General features: G+C 61.6%; 18 protein-coding genes. 10 read left to right on the top strand and 8 right to left on the bottom strand.

Annotation, left to right across the window (positions count from 1 at the left end; all coding sequences use genetic code 11):
• Positions 1-142 precede the first annotated feature (142 nt).
• Positions 143-1537: an argininosuccinate lyase gene (gene argH / locus BLU76_RS01770; protein ID WP_063323839.1), complete on the top strand. Its 1395-nt coding sequence runs from the start codon at positions 143-145 to the stop codon at positions 1535-1537.
• 132 nt (positions 1538-1669) lie between these two features.
• On the opposite strand, the gene BLU76_RS01765 is transcribed toward argH, so the two are convergent.
• Complete coding sequence (locus tag BLU76_RS01765; protein ID WP_092148232.1) at positions 1670-2329, bottom strand: glutathione S-transferase family protein; 660 nt, start codon at positions 2327-2329, stop codon at positions 1670-1672.
• Positions 2330-2453: 124 nt separating this feature from the next.
• Between BLU76_RS01765 and BLU76_RS01760 the strand changes: the two genes are divergently transcribed.
• The 3 genes from BLU76_RS01760 to BLU76_RS01750 all read left to right on the top strand — a co-directional run bounded on the left by BLU76_RS01760 (position 2454) and on the right by BLU76_RS01750 (position 6221).
• Positions 2454-2738 carry a hypothetical protein gene (locus BLU76_RS01760; RefSeq protein ID WP_092148235.1) on the top strand — a complete coding sequence of 95 codons (285 nt, stop codon included), beginning with the start codon at positions 2454-2456 and terminating at the stop codon, positions 2736-2738.
• Positions 2739-2964: 226 nt separating this feature from the next.
• Positions 2965-3210, top strand: coding sequence for a TIGR02647 family protein (locus tag BLU76_RS01755; protein WP_003206789.1), 246 nt, complete (start codon positions 2965-2967; stop codon positions 3208-3210).
• Positions 3211-3377: 167 nt separating this feature from the next.
• A complete protein-coding gene (locus tag BLU76_RS01750) occupies positions 3378-6221 on the top strand; it encodes a class I adenylate cyclase (protein ID WP_092221281.1) in 2844 nt (947 codons plus the stop codon).
• A gap of 7 nt (positions 6222-6228) precedes the next feature.
• Here the strand turns inward: BLU76_RS01750 and rnk are convergent, their stop codons facing one another.
• The 3 genes from rnk to cyaY form a co-directional block, all read right to left on the bottom strand.
• Entirely contained in the window at positions 6229-6639 is a 411-nt protein-coding gene (gene rnk, locus BLU76_RS01745; protein WP_014340819.1) for a nucleoside diphosphate kinase regulator, read from the bottom strand.
• Between the two features lie 300 nt (positions 6640-6939).
• Positions 6940-7158, bottom strand: coding sequence for a DUF1289 domain-containing protein (locus tag BLU76_RS01740; protein WP_092148241.1), 219 nt, complete (start codon positions 7156-7158; stop codon positions 6940-6942).
• 4 nt (positions 7159-7162) lie between these two features.
• Positions 7163-7495: an iron donor protein CyaY gene (gene cyaY / locus BLU76_RS01735; protein ID WP_003206795.1), complete on the bottom strand. Its 333-nt coding sequence runs from the start codon at positions 7493-7495 to the stop codon at positions 7163-7165.
• A 185-nt stretch (positions 7496-7680) separates the two neighbouring features.
• Between cyaY and BLU76_RS01730 the strand changes: the two genes are divergently transcribed.
• The 6 genes from BLU76_RS01730 to BLU76_RS01705 are packed head-to-tail and all read left to right on the top strand — an operon-like array spanning position 7681 to position 12282.
• Complete coding sequence (locus BLU76_RS01730; RefSeq protein WP_041024539.1) at positions 7681-7851, top strand: LPS translocon maturation chaperone LptM; 171 nt, start codon at positions 7681-7683, stop codon at positions 7849-7851.
• 9 nt (positions 7852-7860) lie between these two features.
• Entirely contained in the window at positions 7861-9108 is a 1248-nt protein-coding gene (gene lysA / locus BLU76_RS01725; RefSeq protein ID WP_063323835.1) for a diaminopimelate decarboxylase, read from the top strand.
• A gap of 4 nt (positions 9109-9112) precedes the next feature.
• Complete coding sequence (gene dapF, locus BLU76_RS01720) at positions 9113-9943, top strand: diaminopimelate epimerase (RefSeq protein WP_003206804.1); 831 nt, start codon at positions 9113-9115, stop codon at positions 9941-9943.
• 13 nt (positions 9944-9956) lie between these two features.
• Entirely contained in the window at positions 9957-10679 is a 723-nt protein-coding gene (locus BLU76_RS01715; RefSeq protein WP_063323833.1) for a DUF484 family protein, read from the top strand.
• Between the two features lie 2 nt (positions 10680-10681).
• Positions 10682-11581, top strand: a complete 900-nt coding sequence (xerC, locus tag BLU76_RS01710) for a tyrosine recombinase XerC (protein ID WP_003206809.1) — start codon at positions 10682-10684, stop codon at positions 11579-11581.
• Entirely contained in the window at positions 11578-12282 is a 705-nt protein-coding gene (locus BLU76_RS01705; RefSeq protein ID WP_063323831.1) for an HAD family hydrolase, read from the top strand. The genes xerC and BLU76_RS01705 overlap by 4 nt, the downstream gene beginning before the upstream one ends.
• A gap of 207 nt (positions 12283-12489) precedes the next feature.
• On the opposite strand, the gene sutA is transcribed toward BLU76_RS01705, so the two are convergent.
• The 4 genes from sutA to glnK form a co-directional block, all read right to left on the bottom strand.
• Complete coding sequence (gene sutA, locus BLU76_RS01700; RefSeq protein ID WP_003206813.1) at positions 12490-12813, bottom strand: transcriptional regulator SutA; 324 nt, start codon at positions 12811-12813, stop codon at positions 12490-12492.
• Between the two features lie 102 nt (positions 12814-12915).
• The gene (locus BLU76_RS01695) at positions 12916-13341 is read right to left on the bottom strand and encodes a secondary thiamine-phosphate synthase enzyme YjbQ (protein WP_092148355.1); all 426 of its coding nucleotides are present in this window, start codon (positions 13339-13341) and stop codon (positions 12916-12918) included.
• A 218-nt stretch (positions 13342-13559) separates the two neighbouring features.
• The gene (locus tag BLU76_RS01690; RefSeq protein WP_063323830.1) at positions 13560-14894 is read right to left on the bottom strand and encodes an ammonium transporter; all 1335 of its coding nucleotides are present in this window, start codon (positions 14892-14894) and stop codon (positions 13560-13562) included.
• Between the two features lie 33 nt (positions 14895-14927).
• A complete protein-coding gene (glnK, locus tag BLU76_RS01685; protein ID WP_002555808.1) occupies positions 14928-15266 on the bottom strand; it encodes a P-II family nitrogen regulator in 339 nt (112 codons plus the stop codon).
• Between the last annotated feature and the right edge of the window lie 342 nt (positions 15267-15608).

Here is a 15608-nt window from a genome sequence, read left to right as displayed (position 1 = left end):
CGTTGCGGGAAAACCCGGTTGGATCCCAGGCTTGCATCGAAAAAACCTGCCGACCAGTGCCAGCGCCAGTCCCGGCAACCCTGCTATCATCCGCCGCAGCCTTTAACCGCTACTTTCTCCACAGCCGATCACGAGCGAATTCATGAGCACTGACAAGACCAATCAGTCCTGGGGCGGCCGCTTCAGTGAACCCGTCGACGCCTTCGTCGCCCGCTTCACCGCCTCCGTCAACTTTGACCAGCGCCTGTATCGCCACGACATCATGGGCTCGATCGCCCACGCCACCATGCTGGCCAAGGTCGGCGTGCTGACCGATGCCGAGCGCGACAGCATCATCGACGGCCTGAAGACCATCCAGGCTGAAATCGAGGCCGGCCAGTTCGACTGGCGCGTCGACCTTGAAGACGTACACATGAACATCGAAGCGCGCCTGACCGACCGCATCGGCGTGACGGGCAAGAAACTGCACACCGGCCGCAGCCGCAACGACCAGGTCGCCACCGACATCCGCCTGTGGCTGCGCGATGAGATCGACCTGATCCTGGCCGAAATCACTCGCCTGCAAAAAGGCCTGCTGGAGCAAGCCGGGCGCGAAGCCGAGAGCATCATGCCGGGCTTCACGCACCTGCAAACCGCCCAACCTGTAACGTTTGGGCATCACATGCTGGCCTGGTTCGAAATGCTCAGCCGCGACTACGAGCGCCTGGTGGACTGCCGCAAGCGCACCAACCGCATGCCCCTGGGCAGCGCCGCGCTGGCCGGCACCACGTACCCGATCGACCGTGAATACACCGCGCAGTTGCTGGGCTTTGACGCCGTGGGCGGCAACTCGCTGGATAACGTCTCGGACCGCGATTTCGCCATCGAATTCTGCGCCGCCGCAAGCATCGCGATGATGCACCTGTCGCGCTTCTCCGAAGAGCTGGTGCTGTGGACCAGTGCGCAATTCCAGTTCATTGACCTGCCGGACCGCTTCTGCACCGGCAGCTCGATCATGCCGCAAAAGAAAAACCCTGACGTGCCGGAGCTGGTACGGGGCAAGAGCGGCCGGGTGTTCGGCGCATTGATGGGCCTGCTGACCCTGATGAAAGGCCAGCCGCTGGCCTACAACAAGGACAACCAGGAAGACAAGGAACCGCTGTTCGACGCCGCCGATACCTTGCGCGACTCGCTGCGGGCCTTCGCCGACATGATCCCGGCCATCAAGCCCAAGCACGCGGTGATGCGCGAAGCGGCCCTGCGCGGCTTCTCCACCGCCACGGACCTGGCCGATTACCTGGTGCGCCGTGGCCTGCCGTTCCGTGACTGCCACGAAATCGTCGGTCACGCCGTGAAGTACGGCGTGGACAGCGGCAAGGACCTGGCCGAGATGAGCCTGGACGAACTGCGCCAGTTCAGCGACCAGATCGAACAGGACGTGTTTGCCGTGCTGACCCTCGAAGGCTCGGTCAATGCCCGTGACCACATCGGCGGCACCGCGCCGGCGCAGGTCAAGGCAGCTGTGGTACGTGGCCAGGCGTTGCTCGCCAGCCGCTAAAAGCTGAAAAGCTTCGCGAGCAAGCCCGCTCCCACATTGGATCCCTGTGTGTTCACAAGAATTGTGTTCGCTGGAGATCTACTGTGGGAGCGGGCTTGTTCGCGAAGGCGATCCAGAGATCACCACAAAAATTTACTTCTTGGCAGCGATCATCGCCAAAAACGCCGGCATCGCCGCCTCTCTGTCCGCCGCAATCCGCTGCACATTTGGATTCTGTTCCAAGCGCTCCATCAGCGCCTTGGCCGCTGGCATGCCTGCCAGCAAGTCGATATCGAACAGCTTCCTGCCCACCTGCAAGGCCAGGGATAAGCTGTAGAAGAAATACAGATCGGCCAGGCTCATGCGCTCGCCCGCCACATAGGGCGAGAATTTGCCGTGCCTGCCAAGCGAGGCAAACCCCAGCAGCAATTCGGCCTTGGTCTTTTGCTTGATGGCATCGGGCACCGGCGTGCCGAAAAATGCCTCGCCATAACAGGCTCGCCCCGGCAACTCGATGTACAACTCGATTTCCCTGCACAAGGCCAGCACCTGGGCACGCTCGAACGGGTCACCGGGCAGCAGGGCTTTCCCGGGCTGGGTTTGCTCGATGTACTCAAGGATCACGCTGGTCTCGTTGATAAACCCTTGTTCGGTCTTCAACACCGGGACCTTGCCGCGTGGGCTGACAGCGAGCGCTTCAGGGGTCTGGCTTGGGTAAAACGGCACTTCCTCGAAAGGCAGGCCCTTCTCCAGCAGCGCCAGCTTGACCATGTTGTAGTAGTTACTGACAGAAAAACCGTAAAGCTTGAGCATCACAAAGCCTCCAGGCCGTGCGGGGTTGGCAGCCAAGCGTTATAGACCGCCAGGGCATTTCTTGCCAGGCGCATCACGCCGCTGAATGCAGGTAAACTGGCGACCTTTCTCCCAGGAGCCTGCCATGAGCGAGCCAACCGACATCGACAACGACGAAGAAGAATTCGTCGAGAACACGCTGATCCAGGCCATCGAAAACCAGATCGAAAGTGACAATCCGCCTGCGGCCAAGGCCACTTTCAACAAGTTGACCCTGGTCGGTTATGAGCGCGAAGAAATCCTCAACCTGATGGCCCATGTGCTGGCGGTGGAAATCGACGCGATCCTGGAAGAGGACCGCGCGTTCGATACCCAATGGTACGAAGCGGCGCTGCGCGCCCTCCCCGAGTTGCCGCCGGAAAAGAACTGAACCGACAGGCAAAAGTTGCTTCTGTGGCGAGGGAGCTTGCTCCCACTGGGGCGCGAAGCGGCCCCAATAGCTTGACGACTGCTGCGCAGCCGAGCGGGAGCAAGCTCCCTCGCCACAAAGAATTGCTTTAAACAAAAAAACCATGACACTGAGACTGGACAGCTCGGCCGAGTGCGCTCACCTTAGTGACGCTGTCGACCAAATTCCTAGAAAGTCTGGAGTCCTTATGTCGCTTACCCCTGAGCTGGTTGCCGAACTGGAAATCCTTGCACTCTTCAACCTGGACAGTTCCCAGGAAGGCCTGAAAATTCATCAGACCGCTGCCCCTAAAGCGATTGCCGCTGCCCAACGCCTGTTCGAAAAAGAACTGATCACCCAGCCCGATGGTGGTTACCTGACAAGCCTGGGCCGAGATGCCGCCCAAAACGTACAAACCGTCCTGACAATACTCAGCGTGCAAGAAGCCGCCTGATCCCCCTGTCGCCCACGGAAATCTCCCTTACGGGATTTCCGCAGGCGCACGGGTGCCCTGCGTAAAAAACCGGCATCCGAATTCTGTTTTCAGCTTAAGTATTCCCAAGATCGGGCGCTAACCTGCCATCACCCCACGTTCGACGCCGCGAGCCGGTTTGAGCTGACATGACCCGCAATCACGAAATACGCCCTGATCTGGACGAGGGAATCGACCGCAAGGTCTTGAACCAGTTGCGCGCACGTTTTCTCAAGCTCAACACCGTGCGGATGGAGCGCGCCCTCGAAGGACTGTCGCCGCGCCAGCAAGGCGTGCTGACGTTGCTGCCGCTGTTCTTCCACGTCAACCATCCGCTGCTGCCCGGCTACGTTTCCGGCAGCACGCCTGCCGGGCTGTCGAACTACGAGCCTGACGCCAATATCCTTGCCGAAGCCCAGCGGCTGACCCGTTCGTTTTCCTACAAGCCCCGGCATGGCAGCAACCCGCCACGGCCGATCCTTGGCCTGTTCCTGATGGGCAGCCTCGGCACCCTGGCCCAGGCCGACCAGAGCGACATGGACGTGTGGGTGTGCCACGGGCCGGACCTGAGCGACGATGAACTGGCCGAACTGCGCAAGAAATGCCAGTTGCTGGAGATCTGGGCGGCGACCCAGGGCGCCGAAGCCCACTTTTTCCTGATCGACCCAGCGCGTTTCGTAAGGGGTGACCGTGACAACCAGCTCAGTTCCGACGATTGCGGCACCACCCAGCATTACCTGCTGCTGGACGAGTTCTACCGCACCGCGATCTGGCTGGCCGGGCGCACGCCGATCTGGTGGCTGGTACCGGTCTATGAAGAAGAGAACTATGAGCAATACACCCATACGCTGATGTCCAAGCGTTTCATTCGCGCCGATGAAACCCTGGACCTGGGACACCTGGCCTACATTCCGCCAGGCGAATTCGTCGGTGCCGGGCTCTGGCAGCTGTTCAAGGGTATCGAATCGCCCTACAAATCCGTGCTCAAGCTGCTGCTGACCGAGGTCTATGCCAGTGAACACCCGAATGTTCGCTGCCTGAGCCTGCGCTTCAAACAGGCCGTATTTGCCAATCGCCTGGACCTCGAAGAGCTGGATCCGTACATGCTGGTCTATCGCCGCATCGAGGAATACCTCAATGCCCGCGGCGAATCCGAACGCCTGGAGTTGATCCGCCGCGCGCTGTACCTGAAGGTCAATCGCAAGCTCACCGGCCAGATGCGTAGCAACGGCTGGCAACGGGTGCTGCTCGAACGACTGGCTCGGGAATGGGGCTGGGACCAGCGTCAACTGGCGCTGCTGGACGCCCGCAGCCAATGGAAAGTCCGCCAGGTCAGCCACGAGCGACGGGCCCTGGTCAACGAACTCACCCACAGCTACCGCTTCCTGACCCAGTTCGCCCGCACCGAGAAAACCGTCAGCCTGATCAACAAGCGCGATCTCAACGTGCTTGGCCGGCGGCTGTATGCCGCCTTCGAACGCAAGGCCGACAAGGTCGAGTTCATCAACCCCGGCATTGCGCCGGACCTGGCCGAAGACACCCTGACGCTGGTCCAGTCACCCAACAAGAAAGAACCGGGGCAGAACCAGTGGGCGCTGTACAACGGCAGCCTCAACGCCCTGGAGTGGGAGAATTTCGCGCCGATCAAGCGCTGCCGCGAGCTACTGGAACTGCTGACCTGGTGCCATCGCAACGGCGTAATCGACAGCAGCACGCGCCTGGCGCTGCACCCAGGCGACAGCGACCTGAGCGAGTTCGAACTGTTCAACCTGCTGGGCAGCCTGCAACAGTCCATCGCCCTGCCCTTGACCACCGTGGATGAAGCACAGTTGCTGCGCGCCAGCGTGCCCAGCGAAGTGTTGATCCTGGTGAACGTCGGCGTCGACCCGCTCAAGCACCACCGCGACCTGAATATCCTGATGACCACCGAGCGCACCGACTCCCTGAGCTATGCCGGGGTCCGGGAGAACCTGGTGCTGACCCTCGACCAGGTCACGCTCAACAGCTGGAACGAGGTGCTGGTCAACCGTTTTGACGGCGAACACGCCCTGCTCGACTGCCTGCGCGATTACCTCAACGACCTGCCCGTCACCCAGCACCAGCCACGCTTGCAGGTGCGCTGCTTCTGCCACAACCGCGCCCAATTCATTGCGCGGCGCGTGGAAGAAGTCATCGACACGGCGCAGACCCTGCTGCTGAGCCGGCTCAATCACCGCTATCTGCTTCAGGTCCAACAGCACTATCACGTGTTGGAGCTGGTGCCCGGCCAGGTCAATCACGTGGCGCTGGGCAGCCTGTCGGCGCTGATGGATTACCTGGGCGAGGAACTGACAGCCTACAGCCCCTTGCACCTGGACCCGATGGCCCTGGACGACCATGACCTGGCGCTGATCCTGCCCATGGGCCAGCCCGAGTGCATCCAGGTGTTCTACCGCGTCGACGAAGACGAGGCCGATCTGTACGTGCTCGACGAGTTCAACGCACTGTGGCAACAACACGTGCCTTACCACGACGAACAAAGCCTGCTGGTGCCGCTGCAACGCTTTTTGCAGTCGGTGCTTTATCGTCGCGATGCCCTGCTGCCGCTGGATGCCGCCCAGCCGCTGACCCTGGAAACCCTGTACTACCAGTTATTGCCCTCAGGCAGTGGCCGGGCGCGACGGATCGAAGCGCGGCAAGCCCCGCAGACGCTGGTCAACAAGCCGTTCTATGACGTGCAGGCGATCATCGGCAAAGCGGCGCACGGGCAGGTGCACGTCACCCTGTACTGCGATCAGCAGGAGTTTTCCGAACTGGAACATGGCGACCAACTGTTCCGCGTGGTCGCCAGGGAGATCGTCGAACAGCGCCGCGAAGCCCAGCGCTATCGCTGCTACATCACCGACCTGGACCTCTCGGGCCTGGTGGGCGACGGCGCCTGTTCAAGCAATTTGTACCTGCGCTACAAGGCCGACCTGGAACGCGCCCTGAACGAGGCACTGAACCAGGTCTGAGACGGGTTCAGAACGCACAGTCGCCGCCGTTGACCGGCTGCGACTCGACCTCCAGCAACGTCAGCTTTAGCGTCTTGCCACCCGGGGCGGGCCAGTCGATGTGCTGGCCGACCTTCAGGCCCAGCAACGCACTGCCCACCGGCGCCAGGATCGAGATCCGGCCTTCGTCGGCGTTCGCGTCCTGCGGATAAACCAGCGTGAGGTGATAGTCCTTGCCGCTGCTTTCTTCGCGACAATGCACGCGCGAGTTCATGGTCACGACATCGGCAGGCACTTCTTCGTGGCCCACCACGTTCTCGGCGCGATCCAGTTCGGTTTGCAGCGCAATCACACCCGGCAGCGTTTCATCAAGGCTGTCGATCAGGCGTTCCAGACGCTGTACGTCCAGACGGGTAAGGGTGATGGAAGGTGCGGTCATGATCCTGGCAGACTCCTTTCTTCTGCACAAAAAAAGCAAAACCCCGCCACAAAAAGGCGGGGTTTTCACGGGCCTCGATGGATTGAGGCGTAACTGGACACTATCACAGCTCAATAAATAAACAAGTCAGGCGGGACCTGCCCTATCTATGGACAGTGAACCATGTCCCCGGACCAAACAAATCCCTGTGGCGAGGGAGCTTGCTCCCGCTGGGTTGCGAAGCGACCCCAAAATCCTGCGACTGCTGCGCAGCCGAGCGGGAGCAAGCTCCCTCGCCACAAAAGCTTCCAAGGCCAATGGTTACCTCAGGGATTGGCGCTTAGCCGCCTCGGCGCAGATGACCCGGCGGCGCTCATCGTCGGCCGAGCGCCATTCGCGGATGTGCTCCACATGGCGGAAACAGCCGAGACAGACCTTCTGTTCATCCAGCTTGCACACGCTGGTGCAGGGCGACGGGACGGCGGGGCTGACGTTGCTGTAGAGCGGCTTGGGTGGCCGCGCCGGGGCTGTCTGGTTCACGCGGTTACAGCCCTTCGAAATCGAGTTCCACGCCCGCCTGCTGCTTGACGATGCGCTCGAGCATTTCGCCCAACTGCTCTTCGCTCTTGTCGCACATCCAGCGCTCGCTTTCTTCGTCGTAGTCGAAGTGAAAGCCACCGGAGACCGCCGCCAGCCATAATTGCCGCAACGGCTCCTGGCGACTGAAAATCAACTGACTGCCGTTTTCGAACTTGACGGTGAGTACACCGGCAGAGACTTCCAGGTCAATGTCCAGGCCACTGTCATCGAACACATCCTCCAGCGTTTGCTGGGTCGCATCGACCAGATCGTGGAAACGGGCTTCAGTCAAACTCATTGCGGCAACCTCGAAAATGTCTGCTCATGCTCAAGCGCCGCAAGATACGGACGCTTCCCGGCGATTGCAAAGGATATACCCACTGACGATCACCAGCGCCGCCAGACGGGCACCCCGTTGCATAGGCAAGCTGACGGGTGGCCGGTATACTCCGGCGCAATTAAAGCATTTTCAAGGATTTCGCCATGAAGCGCCTGATCTCTTCCCTTGCTGCGCTCGTCGCGGTTGCCTGCCTCGTGACAGCCTGTGGTCAAAAAGGTCCGCTGTACCTGCCTGATGACAGCAAGTCCCCTGAAGAACAGGCCAAGTCGTCGCAATCCAAGTCACACTCGCACGACACCCACACCACCTACTAAGGGAACGCCATGGACGCTTTTAACTACCGTGGCGGGGAGCTGTTCGCGGAAGGGGTTGCCCTGTCCGCGATCGCCGAACGTTTCGGCACGCCGACCTATGTCTATTCCCGCGCTCACATTGAAGCCCAGTACCGGACATTCGCCGATGCCCTCGTGGGCATGCCGCACCTGGTGTGTTTCGCTGTAAAAGCCAACTCCAACCTGGGTGTGCTCAATGTCCTGGCGCGCCTGGGGGCCGGTTTCGACATCGTCTCCGGTGGCGAGCTCGAACGTGTGCTGGCCGCTGGCGGCAGCGCCGACAAGATCGTCTTCTCCGGCGTCGGCAAGACCCGTGAAGACATGCGCCGCGCCCTGGAAGTCGGCGTGCACTGCTTCAACATCGAATCCACCGACGAGCTGGAGCGCCTGCAGGTTGTCGCCGCCGAGCTGGGCGTTCGCGCACCGGTCTCCCTGCGCGTGAACCCGGACGTCGACGCCGGCACCCACCCGTACATTTCCACCGGTCTGAAGGAAAACAAGTTCGGCATCGCCATTGCCGACGCCGAAGACGTGTACGTACGCGCTGCCCAACTGCCGAACCTGGAAGTGCTGGGCGTCGACTGCCACATCGGCTCGCAACTGACCACCCTCGAACCGTTCATCGATGCCCTCGACCGCCTGCTGGCGCTGGTCGACCGCCTCGGCGACTGCGGCATCTACCTGCGCCACATCGACCTCGGTGGCGGTGTCGGCGTGCGCTATCGCGATGAAGAGCCGCCGCTGGTGGCCGACTACATCAAGGCCGTGCGTGAGCGCCTCGACGGGCGTGACCTGGCGCTGATGTTCGAACCGGGCCGCTACATCGTCGCCAACGCCGGCGTGCTGCTGACCCAGGTCGAGTACCTCAAGCACACTGAGCACAAGGATTTCGCCATCGTCGACGCGGCGATGAACGACCTGATCCGCCCGGCGCTGTACCAGGCCTGGATGGACGTCACTGCCGTGCGCCCTCGCGACACTGCGGCCCGCCCCTACGACATCGTCGGGCCGATCTGCGAAACCGGCGACTTCCTGGCCAAGGGTCGGGAGCTGGCACTGGAAGAAGGCGATCTGCTGGCCGTGCATTCGGCTGGAGCCTATGGGTTTGTCATGAGTTCCAACTACAACACCCGCGGCCGTTGCGCCGAGGTGCTGGTGGACGGTGATCAGGCATTCGAAGTGCGTCGCCGCGAGACGGTAGCCGAGTTGTTTGCCGGCGAAAGCCTGCTGCCGGAGTAAAACCATGCTGCTGCGTTTTACCAAGATGCACGGCCTGGGCAATGACTTCATGGTCCTCGACCTGGTCAGCCAGCACGCGCACATCCTGCCCAAGCACGCCAAGCAATGGGGGGACCGGCACACCGGTATCGGTTTCGACCAGTTGTTGATCGTCGAGGCACCCAATAACCCGGACGTGGATTTCCGTTATCGGATCTTCAACGCCGACGGTTCGGAAGTGGAGCAATGCGGCAATGGCGCGCGCTGCTTCGCCCGCTTCGTGCTGGACAAGCGCCTGACCGCCAAGCGGCAGATCCGCGTCGAGACCAAAAGCGGCATCATCGAACTGGATGTGCGCAGCGACGGCCAGATCGGCGTCAACATGGGCGCTCCGCGCCTGGTACCGGCGGACATTCCATTCCAGGCACCGGCCCAGGCCTTGAGCTATCAGGTGGACGTCGACGGCGCCACGGTGGAACTGGCAGCGGTTTCCATGGGCAACCCCCATGCCGTGCTGCGAGTGGCCGATATCAACAGTGCTCCGGTGCATGAGCTGGGGCCGAAAATCGAGCATCATCCGCGCTTCCCCGCGCGAGTGAACGTCGGTTTCCTGCAAGTCATCGACCGTCACCGCGCACAATTGCGCGTCTGGGAGCGCGGTGCCGGGGAAACCCAGGCCTGCGGTACCGGCGCCTGTGCCGCTGCCGTCGCTGCGATCAGCCAGGGGTGGATGGATTCGCCATTGTTGATCGACCTGCCCGGCGGGCGCCTGTCCATCGAATGGGCAGGCCCTGGCCAACCGGTGATGATGACCGGCCCGGCAGTGCGCGTATACGAAGGACAAGTTCGTCTTTGAGTGAGCCAAACCCATGACCGACCAGCCACAGGTTCCAGCCCCACAGCCCGACGAATCCCCCAGTCTGCCAGAAACCGCGGCCGTAGCGGCTTATCTGGAGGCTAACCCGGACTTCTTCGTCGCGCATGAAGAACTGCTCGCGACGATGCGCATCCCCCACCGGCGCGGCGATACCGTGTCGCTGGTGGAGCACCAGATGAAAATCCTGCGCGAGCGCAACATCGAAATGCGCCATCGTCTTTCGCACCTGATGGATGTAGCCCGGGACAACGACCGACTGTTCGACAAGACCCGTCGGCTGATCCTCGCCCTGATGGACGCCAGCACCCTCGAAGACCTGGTCATGAGCGTCGAAGACAGCCTGCGCCAGGATTTCCAAGTGCCCTTTGTCAGCCTGATCCTGTTCGGCGACAACGCCATGCCGGTGGGCCGCTGGGTGACCCATGCCGAAGCGCAGACGGCCATCGGCGGCCTGCTGACGGAAAACAAAAGCGTCAGCGGCAGCCTGCGCGAGCATGAGCTGGACTTCCTGTTCGGCGAAGAACAACGCAAGCAGATCGGCTCCACTGCCGTCGTCGCCATCGCCCATCAGGGCGTGCACGGCGTGCTGGCCATCGCCAGCCGCGATCCGCAGCACTACAAAAGCTCGGTGGGCACGCTGTTTTTGAGCTACATCGCCGAAGTCACCGGCCGGGTGCTGCCGCGGGTCGCCGGTTCGCTGCGCTCGGTACGCTGAGGATGGAACGGCAACTGGACGCCTACTGCGAACACCTGCGCAGTGAGCGCCAGGTGTCGCCCCACACGTTGTCGGCCTATCGCCGCGACCTGGAAAAAGTGCTGGGCTGGTGCCAGAAGCAGAACATCGGCAGCTGGGCGGCCCTGGACATCCAGCGCTTGCGCAGCCTGATCGCCCGCCTGCATCAACAGGGGCAGTCCTCTCGCAGCCTGGCACGCCTGTTGTCAGCGGTACGCGGCCTGTATCACTACCTCAATCGCGAAGGCCTGTGCGACCACGACCCGGCCACCGGGCTGGCACCGCCCAAAGGCGAGCGCCGGCTGCCAAAGACCCTCGACACCGACCGCGCCCTGCAACTGCTCGAAGGTGCCGTCGAGGATGACTTCCTGGCACGGCGCGACCAGGCGATTCTCGAGCTGTTCTATTCTTCCGGCCTGCGACTTTCAGAGCTGACAGGGCTTAACCTGGATCAACTGGACCTGGCCGATGGCATGGTCCAAGTGCTCGGCAAAGGCAGCAAGACCCGCCTGCTGCCCGTCGGCCGCAAGGCCCGTGAAGCCCTGGAGCAATGGCTGCCGCTGCGGGCGCTGACCAACCCCGCCGACGACGCGGTCTTCGTCAGCCAACAGGGACGGCGCCTTGGCCCGCGGGCCATTCAGTTGCGGGTCAAGGCTGCCGGCGAACGGGAGCTGGGACAGAACCTGCACCCGCACATGCTCCGGCACTCCTTCGCCAGCCATTTGCTGGAGTCCTCCCAGGACCTGCGCGCCGTTCAAGAGCTATTGGGGCACTCGGACATCAAGACCACCCAGATCTACACCCACCTGGATTTCCAGCACCTGGCGACGGTCTATGACAGTGCCCACCCCAGGGCCAAACGCATCAAGGGCGACGAATCATGACCATCGAGCTCATCACTTTCGACCTGGACGACACCCTGTGGGACACCGCGCCGGTGATCGCCAGCGCCGAAGCCATACTCCGCCAATGGCTGACCGACAACGCGCCGAACCTGGGCGGCGTGCCGGTGGAGCATCTTTTTTCGATTCGCGAACAAGTGCTGCGCGAGGAGCCTGGGCTGAAGCACCGCATCAGCGCCCTGCGCCGACGGGTGCTGTTTCGCGCCCTGCAGGAAGCCGGCTACGACCAGTGGCAAGCCTCTGAGCTGGCAGACCAGGCCTTCGAGACGTTCTTGCACGCCCGTCATCAGTTGGAGATTTTCCCCGAGGTGCAGCCCACCCTGGAGATCCTGGCCAATCATTTCGCCCTCGGTGTGGTCACCAATGGCAACGCCGATGTGCGCCGCCTGGGGCTGGCGGACTATTTCAAGTTCGCCTTGTGTGCTGAAGACATCGGCATCGCCAAGCCGGACGCGCGGCTATTCCACGAGGCCTTGCTGCGCGGCGGCGCGACGGCGCAGACCGCCGTGCACATTGGCGATCACCCCGGCGATGACATCGCCGGCGCCCAGCAAGCCGGCCTGCGCGCGGTGTGGTTCAACCCGACGGGCAAGGCCTGGGAGGCCGACCATGCACCGGATGCGGAGATTCGTAGCCTGACCGAACTGCCAGGGTTATTGGCAGGGTGGCATCGCCAGCGCTGAACCCTGCTTCACAGCCGCCAAAGCCCTCTGTGGGAGCGAGCTTGCTCGCGATGACGGCAGCACATCCAACATCAATGCCAACAGACCCGCCGCTATCGCGAGCAAGCTCGCTCCCACAGGGATTGTGCCTGGCCTGGGAATGGAATCGCGCCCATGAAAAAGCCCGCAGCGACGGCGGGCTTTTTCAGCAAGCAATGAAGCCGATACTCAGATAGGGCGGCTGCCGTACTTGTTGTCAGGCTTCTTGGGCGGATCAGCGACCACGTTGGCCTCCACTTCCTGCACCTTACCGCCCCTGGCCAGGAATTCCTCCATGGCCTTGGCGAGCGCATCACGCTCCTTGTTCTTGGCCTCTACGCTCGGCAACTCGTCGACCGAAACGGCCGCCTTGGCCTTGCCTTTGGCGGTAGGAACCGGAACATCGGCCCCATCGTCGTCGGCAACGTCTTCCGCCGCCGCTTCAAGGCCTTCTTCGGTCTCGTCTTCGTCACCTACTTCGAGGTCGTCGTTTTCCAGATCATCGTCGCTCATGTTCTACCTCATGACTTGCGAAAAGCAGATTAGTTATAGCCCAGCTTCGCCATCTGTTCGAAGGCTGCCAGAAAAAATTCAACATCCGCCGGCAATCAGCGGTTATGCCCCTTCACCGTACAAGGTGGCGAGGACTTTACGAGCACCGCCGTGATCACGGTGCTCGCCCAGATAAACACCTTGCCAGGTACCCAATGCCAGCCGCCCTGCCGTGACCGGCAGACTGAGTTGACAACCGAGCACACTGGCCTTGAAGTGCGCCGGGAGGTCGTCCAGGCCTTCGTCGTTGTGCTCATAATCGGCGGCTCCTTGTGGGATCAGCCGATTGAAAAATCGTTCGAAGTCTCGACGTACCGCCGGATCGGCGTTCTCGTTGATGGTCAACGAAGCCGAGGTATGCTGCAGCCACAGATGCAACAGACCGACACGACACGCCTGGAGTTCAGGCAGGCCGGCAAGCAACTCGTCCGTCACCAGATGAAAGCCCCGAGGCCTTGCCCGCAGGGTTATCAGCGTCTGTTGCCACATACAGATCTCCGCACGTTCGGCGCGCATTCTAGCGCGCTCTGGGAAAAAACAAAGGGCCTAATATTCTTGCTTCGGTGTAAGCCTTTAGCGGTATAAAAACCCATGTCGCATCCACAACAAAAGGCGTCGGAAAAACCGGGGCGCCCTCTGAGCAATGACAAATCCCAGGCAAAAAAATGCCCGGCGAACCGGGCATTTTTTATTGCGTGTGCGTGTGCTTACAGATTGTAGCCACGTTCGTTGTGCTGGGCCAGGTCCAGGCCCACCGCTTCTTCTTCCTCGGTGACACGCAGACCCATGACGGCGTCCAGGACCTTGAGGATGATGAAGGTGACGATCGCGGTGTAGACCACCGTGAAACCCACACCCTTGAATTGAATCCACACTTGCGCACCGATATCGGTCACGGTGCCGAAGCCACCCAGGGCCGGTGCTGCGAACACACCGGTCAGGATCGCGCCGAGGATACCGCCGATGCCGTGTACGCCGAAGGCGTCCAGGGAATCGTCGTAGCCGAGTTTGCGCTTGAGGGTCGTGGCGCAGAAGAAGCACACCACGCCCGCTGCCAGGCCGATGACCAGGGCGCCCATCGGGCCCACGGTGCCGGCAGCCGGAGTGATGGCAACCAGGCCTGCCACAACGCCCGAGGCGATGCCCAGTGCGCTTGGCTTGCCGTGGGTGATCCACTCGGCAAACATCCAGCCCAGCGCCGCCGCAGCGGTCGCGATCTGGGTCACCAGCATCGCCATGCCGGCAGTGCCGTTGGCGGCGACAGCGGAACCGGCGTTGAAGCCGAACCAGCCGACCCACAGCATGGCCGCGCCCATCAAGGTGTAACCCAAGTTGTGCGGTGCCATTGGCGTGGTCGGGAAGCCTTTGCGCTTGCCCAATACCAGGCACGCCACCAGGCCTGCGATACCGGCGTTGATATGCACTACGGTGCCGCCAGCGAAGTCCAGTACGCCCCAGTCCCACAGCAGGCCGCCGTTACCGGACCAGACCATGTGGGCAATCGGTGCATACACCAGGGTGAACCACACGCCCATGAAGATCAGCATGGCGGAGAACTTCATCCGCTCGGCAAATGCGCCGACGATCAGGGCCGGGGTGATGATGGCGAAGGTCATCTGGAAGGTGATGAACACCGCTTCAGGGAACAGCGCCGCCGGGCCGGTCAGGCTGGCGGGTGTGACGCCCGCCAAGAAGGCTTTGCCGAAACCGCCGATGAAGGAATTGAAGTTGACGACGCCCTGCTCCATGCCGGTGGTGTCGAACGCAATGCTGTAGCCGTAGATGACCCACAGGATGCTGATCAGACCGGTAATGGCAAAGCACTGCATCATCACGGAAAGAAGGTTTTTCGACCGAACCATGCCGCCGTAGAACAGCGCCAGGCCGGGAATGGTCATGAACAGTACAAGAATCGTTGCCGTGAGCATCCAGGCGGTGTCGCCGGAGTTCAGGACTGGGGCTGCCGCTTCTTCTGCCATGGCCAGGCCAGGCATTGCGAAGGACAACAGGGCTCCTAGCCCTGCGAATTTACGCAGAGTCATATTGTTTTCTCCTGGGGCGTTGGGTTTGGCGGCTTAGATAGCGTCGGTATCGGTTTCGCCGGTACGGATGCGGATAGCCTGTTCCAGATTGACCACAAAGATCTTCCCGTCACCGATCTTGCCGGTGTTGGCGGCCTTGGTGATTGCCTCGATCACCCGGTCCAGATCCTTGTCGTCAATGGCGACATCGATCTTCACCTTGGGCAGGAAATCGACCACGTACTCCGCGCCGCGATACAGCTCGGTGTGACCCTTCTGCCGACCGAAGCCTTTGACCTCAGTAACGGTAATGCCCTGCACGCCGATCTCGGACAACGACTCGCGCACGTCGTCCAACTTGAACGGCTTGATGATGGCAGTGACTAGCTTCATGAAACTTTCTCCCGAATTGGTGGACTTGCCCCAGGAAAACAAACCCGACTCAAGTCTAAGCGCAGTGCCTGGCTTTGTAACGCGTCGTCGGCCCAAGTTGCCCGACAGGTGCCAGTTAACCGATCCTGACGAAACTCCCCGTTTCGCCTGCTGCACTGCATTCGTCACAGCGACTGCATCAGTGCATGGGTCATCAGCCTCTAAGCAGAAACCTTGCCATCTGCATCAAACCCTCTGATTTCAGTCTCTTGGCCACCTGCTCGACGTGCGTTGCGCCATGAACCGCAGCGATACGCACAACAACAGTGCAACGATGCCCAGGTCCATGCGCGAAAAGCGTGC

This window comes from Pseudomonas sp. NFACC08-1 (genome assembly GCF_900106735.1).
Classification (GTDB): domain Bacteria; phylum Pseudomonadota; class Gammaproteobacteria; order Pseudomonadales; family Pseudomonadaceae; genus Aquipseudomonas; species Aquipseudomonas fluorescens_Q.
The sequence above is the reverse complement of the archived record's forward strand: the minus strand, read 5'-3'. Positions and strand labels throughout refer to the sequence as shown.

Coding starts and splice junctions, on each gene's coding strand:
- BLU76_RS01715 (WP_063323833.1), top strand. CDS start 9,957: ATGACCGACCAGCCACAGGTTCCAGCCCCACAGCCCGACGAATCCCCC.
- BLU76_RS01690 (WP_063323830.1), bottom strand. CDS start 14,894: ATGACTCTGCGTAAATTCGCAGGGCTAGGAGCCCTGTTGTCCTTCGCA.
- BLU76_RS01760 (WP_092148235.1), top strand. CDS start 2,454: ATGAGCGAGCCAACCGACATCGACAACGACGAAGAAGAATTCGTCGAG.
- argH (WP_063323839.1), top strand. CDS start 143: ATGAGCACTGACAAGACCAATCAGTCCTGGGGCGGCCGCTTCAGTGAA.
- rnk (WP_014340819.1), bottom strand. CDS start 6,639: ATGACCGCACCTTCCATCACCCTTACCCGTCTGGACGTACAGCGTCTG.
- xerC (WP_003206809.1), top strand. CDS start 10,682: ATGGAACGGCAACTGGACGCCTACTGCGAACACCTGCGCAGTGAGCGC.
- BLU76_RS01765 (WP_092148232.1), bottom strand. CDS start 2,329: ATGCTCAAGCTTTACGGTTTTTCTGTCAGTAACTACTACAACATGGTC.
- BLU76_RS01730 (WP_041024539.1), top strand. CDS start 7,681: ATGAAGCGCCTGATCTCTTCCCTTGCTGCGCTCGTCGCGGTTGCCTGC.
- BLU76_RS01705 (WP_063323831.1), top strand. CDS start 11,578: ATGACCATCGAGCTCATCACTTTCGACCTGGACGACACCCTGTGGGAC.
- lysA (WP_063323835.1), top strand. CDS start 7,861: ATGGACGCTTTTAACTACCGTGGCGGGGAGCTGTTCGCGGAAGGGGTT.
- BLU76_RS01750 (WP_092221281.1), top strand. CDS start 3,378: ATGACCCGCAATCACGAAATACGCCCTGATCTGGACGAGGGAATCGAC.
- BLU76_RS01695 (WP_092148355.1), bottom strand. CDS start 13,341: ATGTGGCAACAGACGCTGATAACCCTGCGGGCAAGGCCTCGGGGCTTT.
- dapF (WP_003206804.1), top strand. CDS start 9,113: ATGCTGCTGCGTTTTACCAAGATGCACGGCCTGGGCAATGACTTCATG.
- BLU76_RS01755 (WP_003206789.1), top strand. CDS start 2,965: ATGTCGCTTACCCCTGAGCTGGTTGCCGAACTGGAAATCCTTGCACTC.
- glnK (WP_002555808.1), bottom strand. CDS start 15,266: ATGAAGCTAGTCACTGCCATCATCAAGCCGTTCAAGTTGGACGACGTG.
- sutA (WP_003206813.1), bottom strand. CDS start 12,813: ATGAGCGACGATGATCTGGAAAACGACGACCTCGAAGTAGGTGACGAA.
- cyaY (WP_003206795.1), bottom strand. CDS start 7,495: ATGAGTTTGACTGAAGCCCGTTTCCACGATCTGGTCGATGCGACCCAG.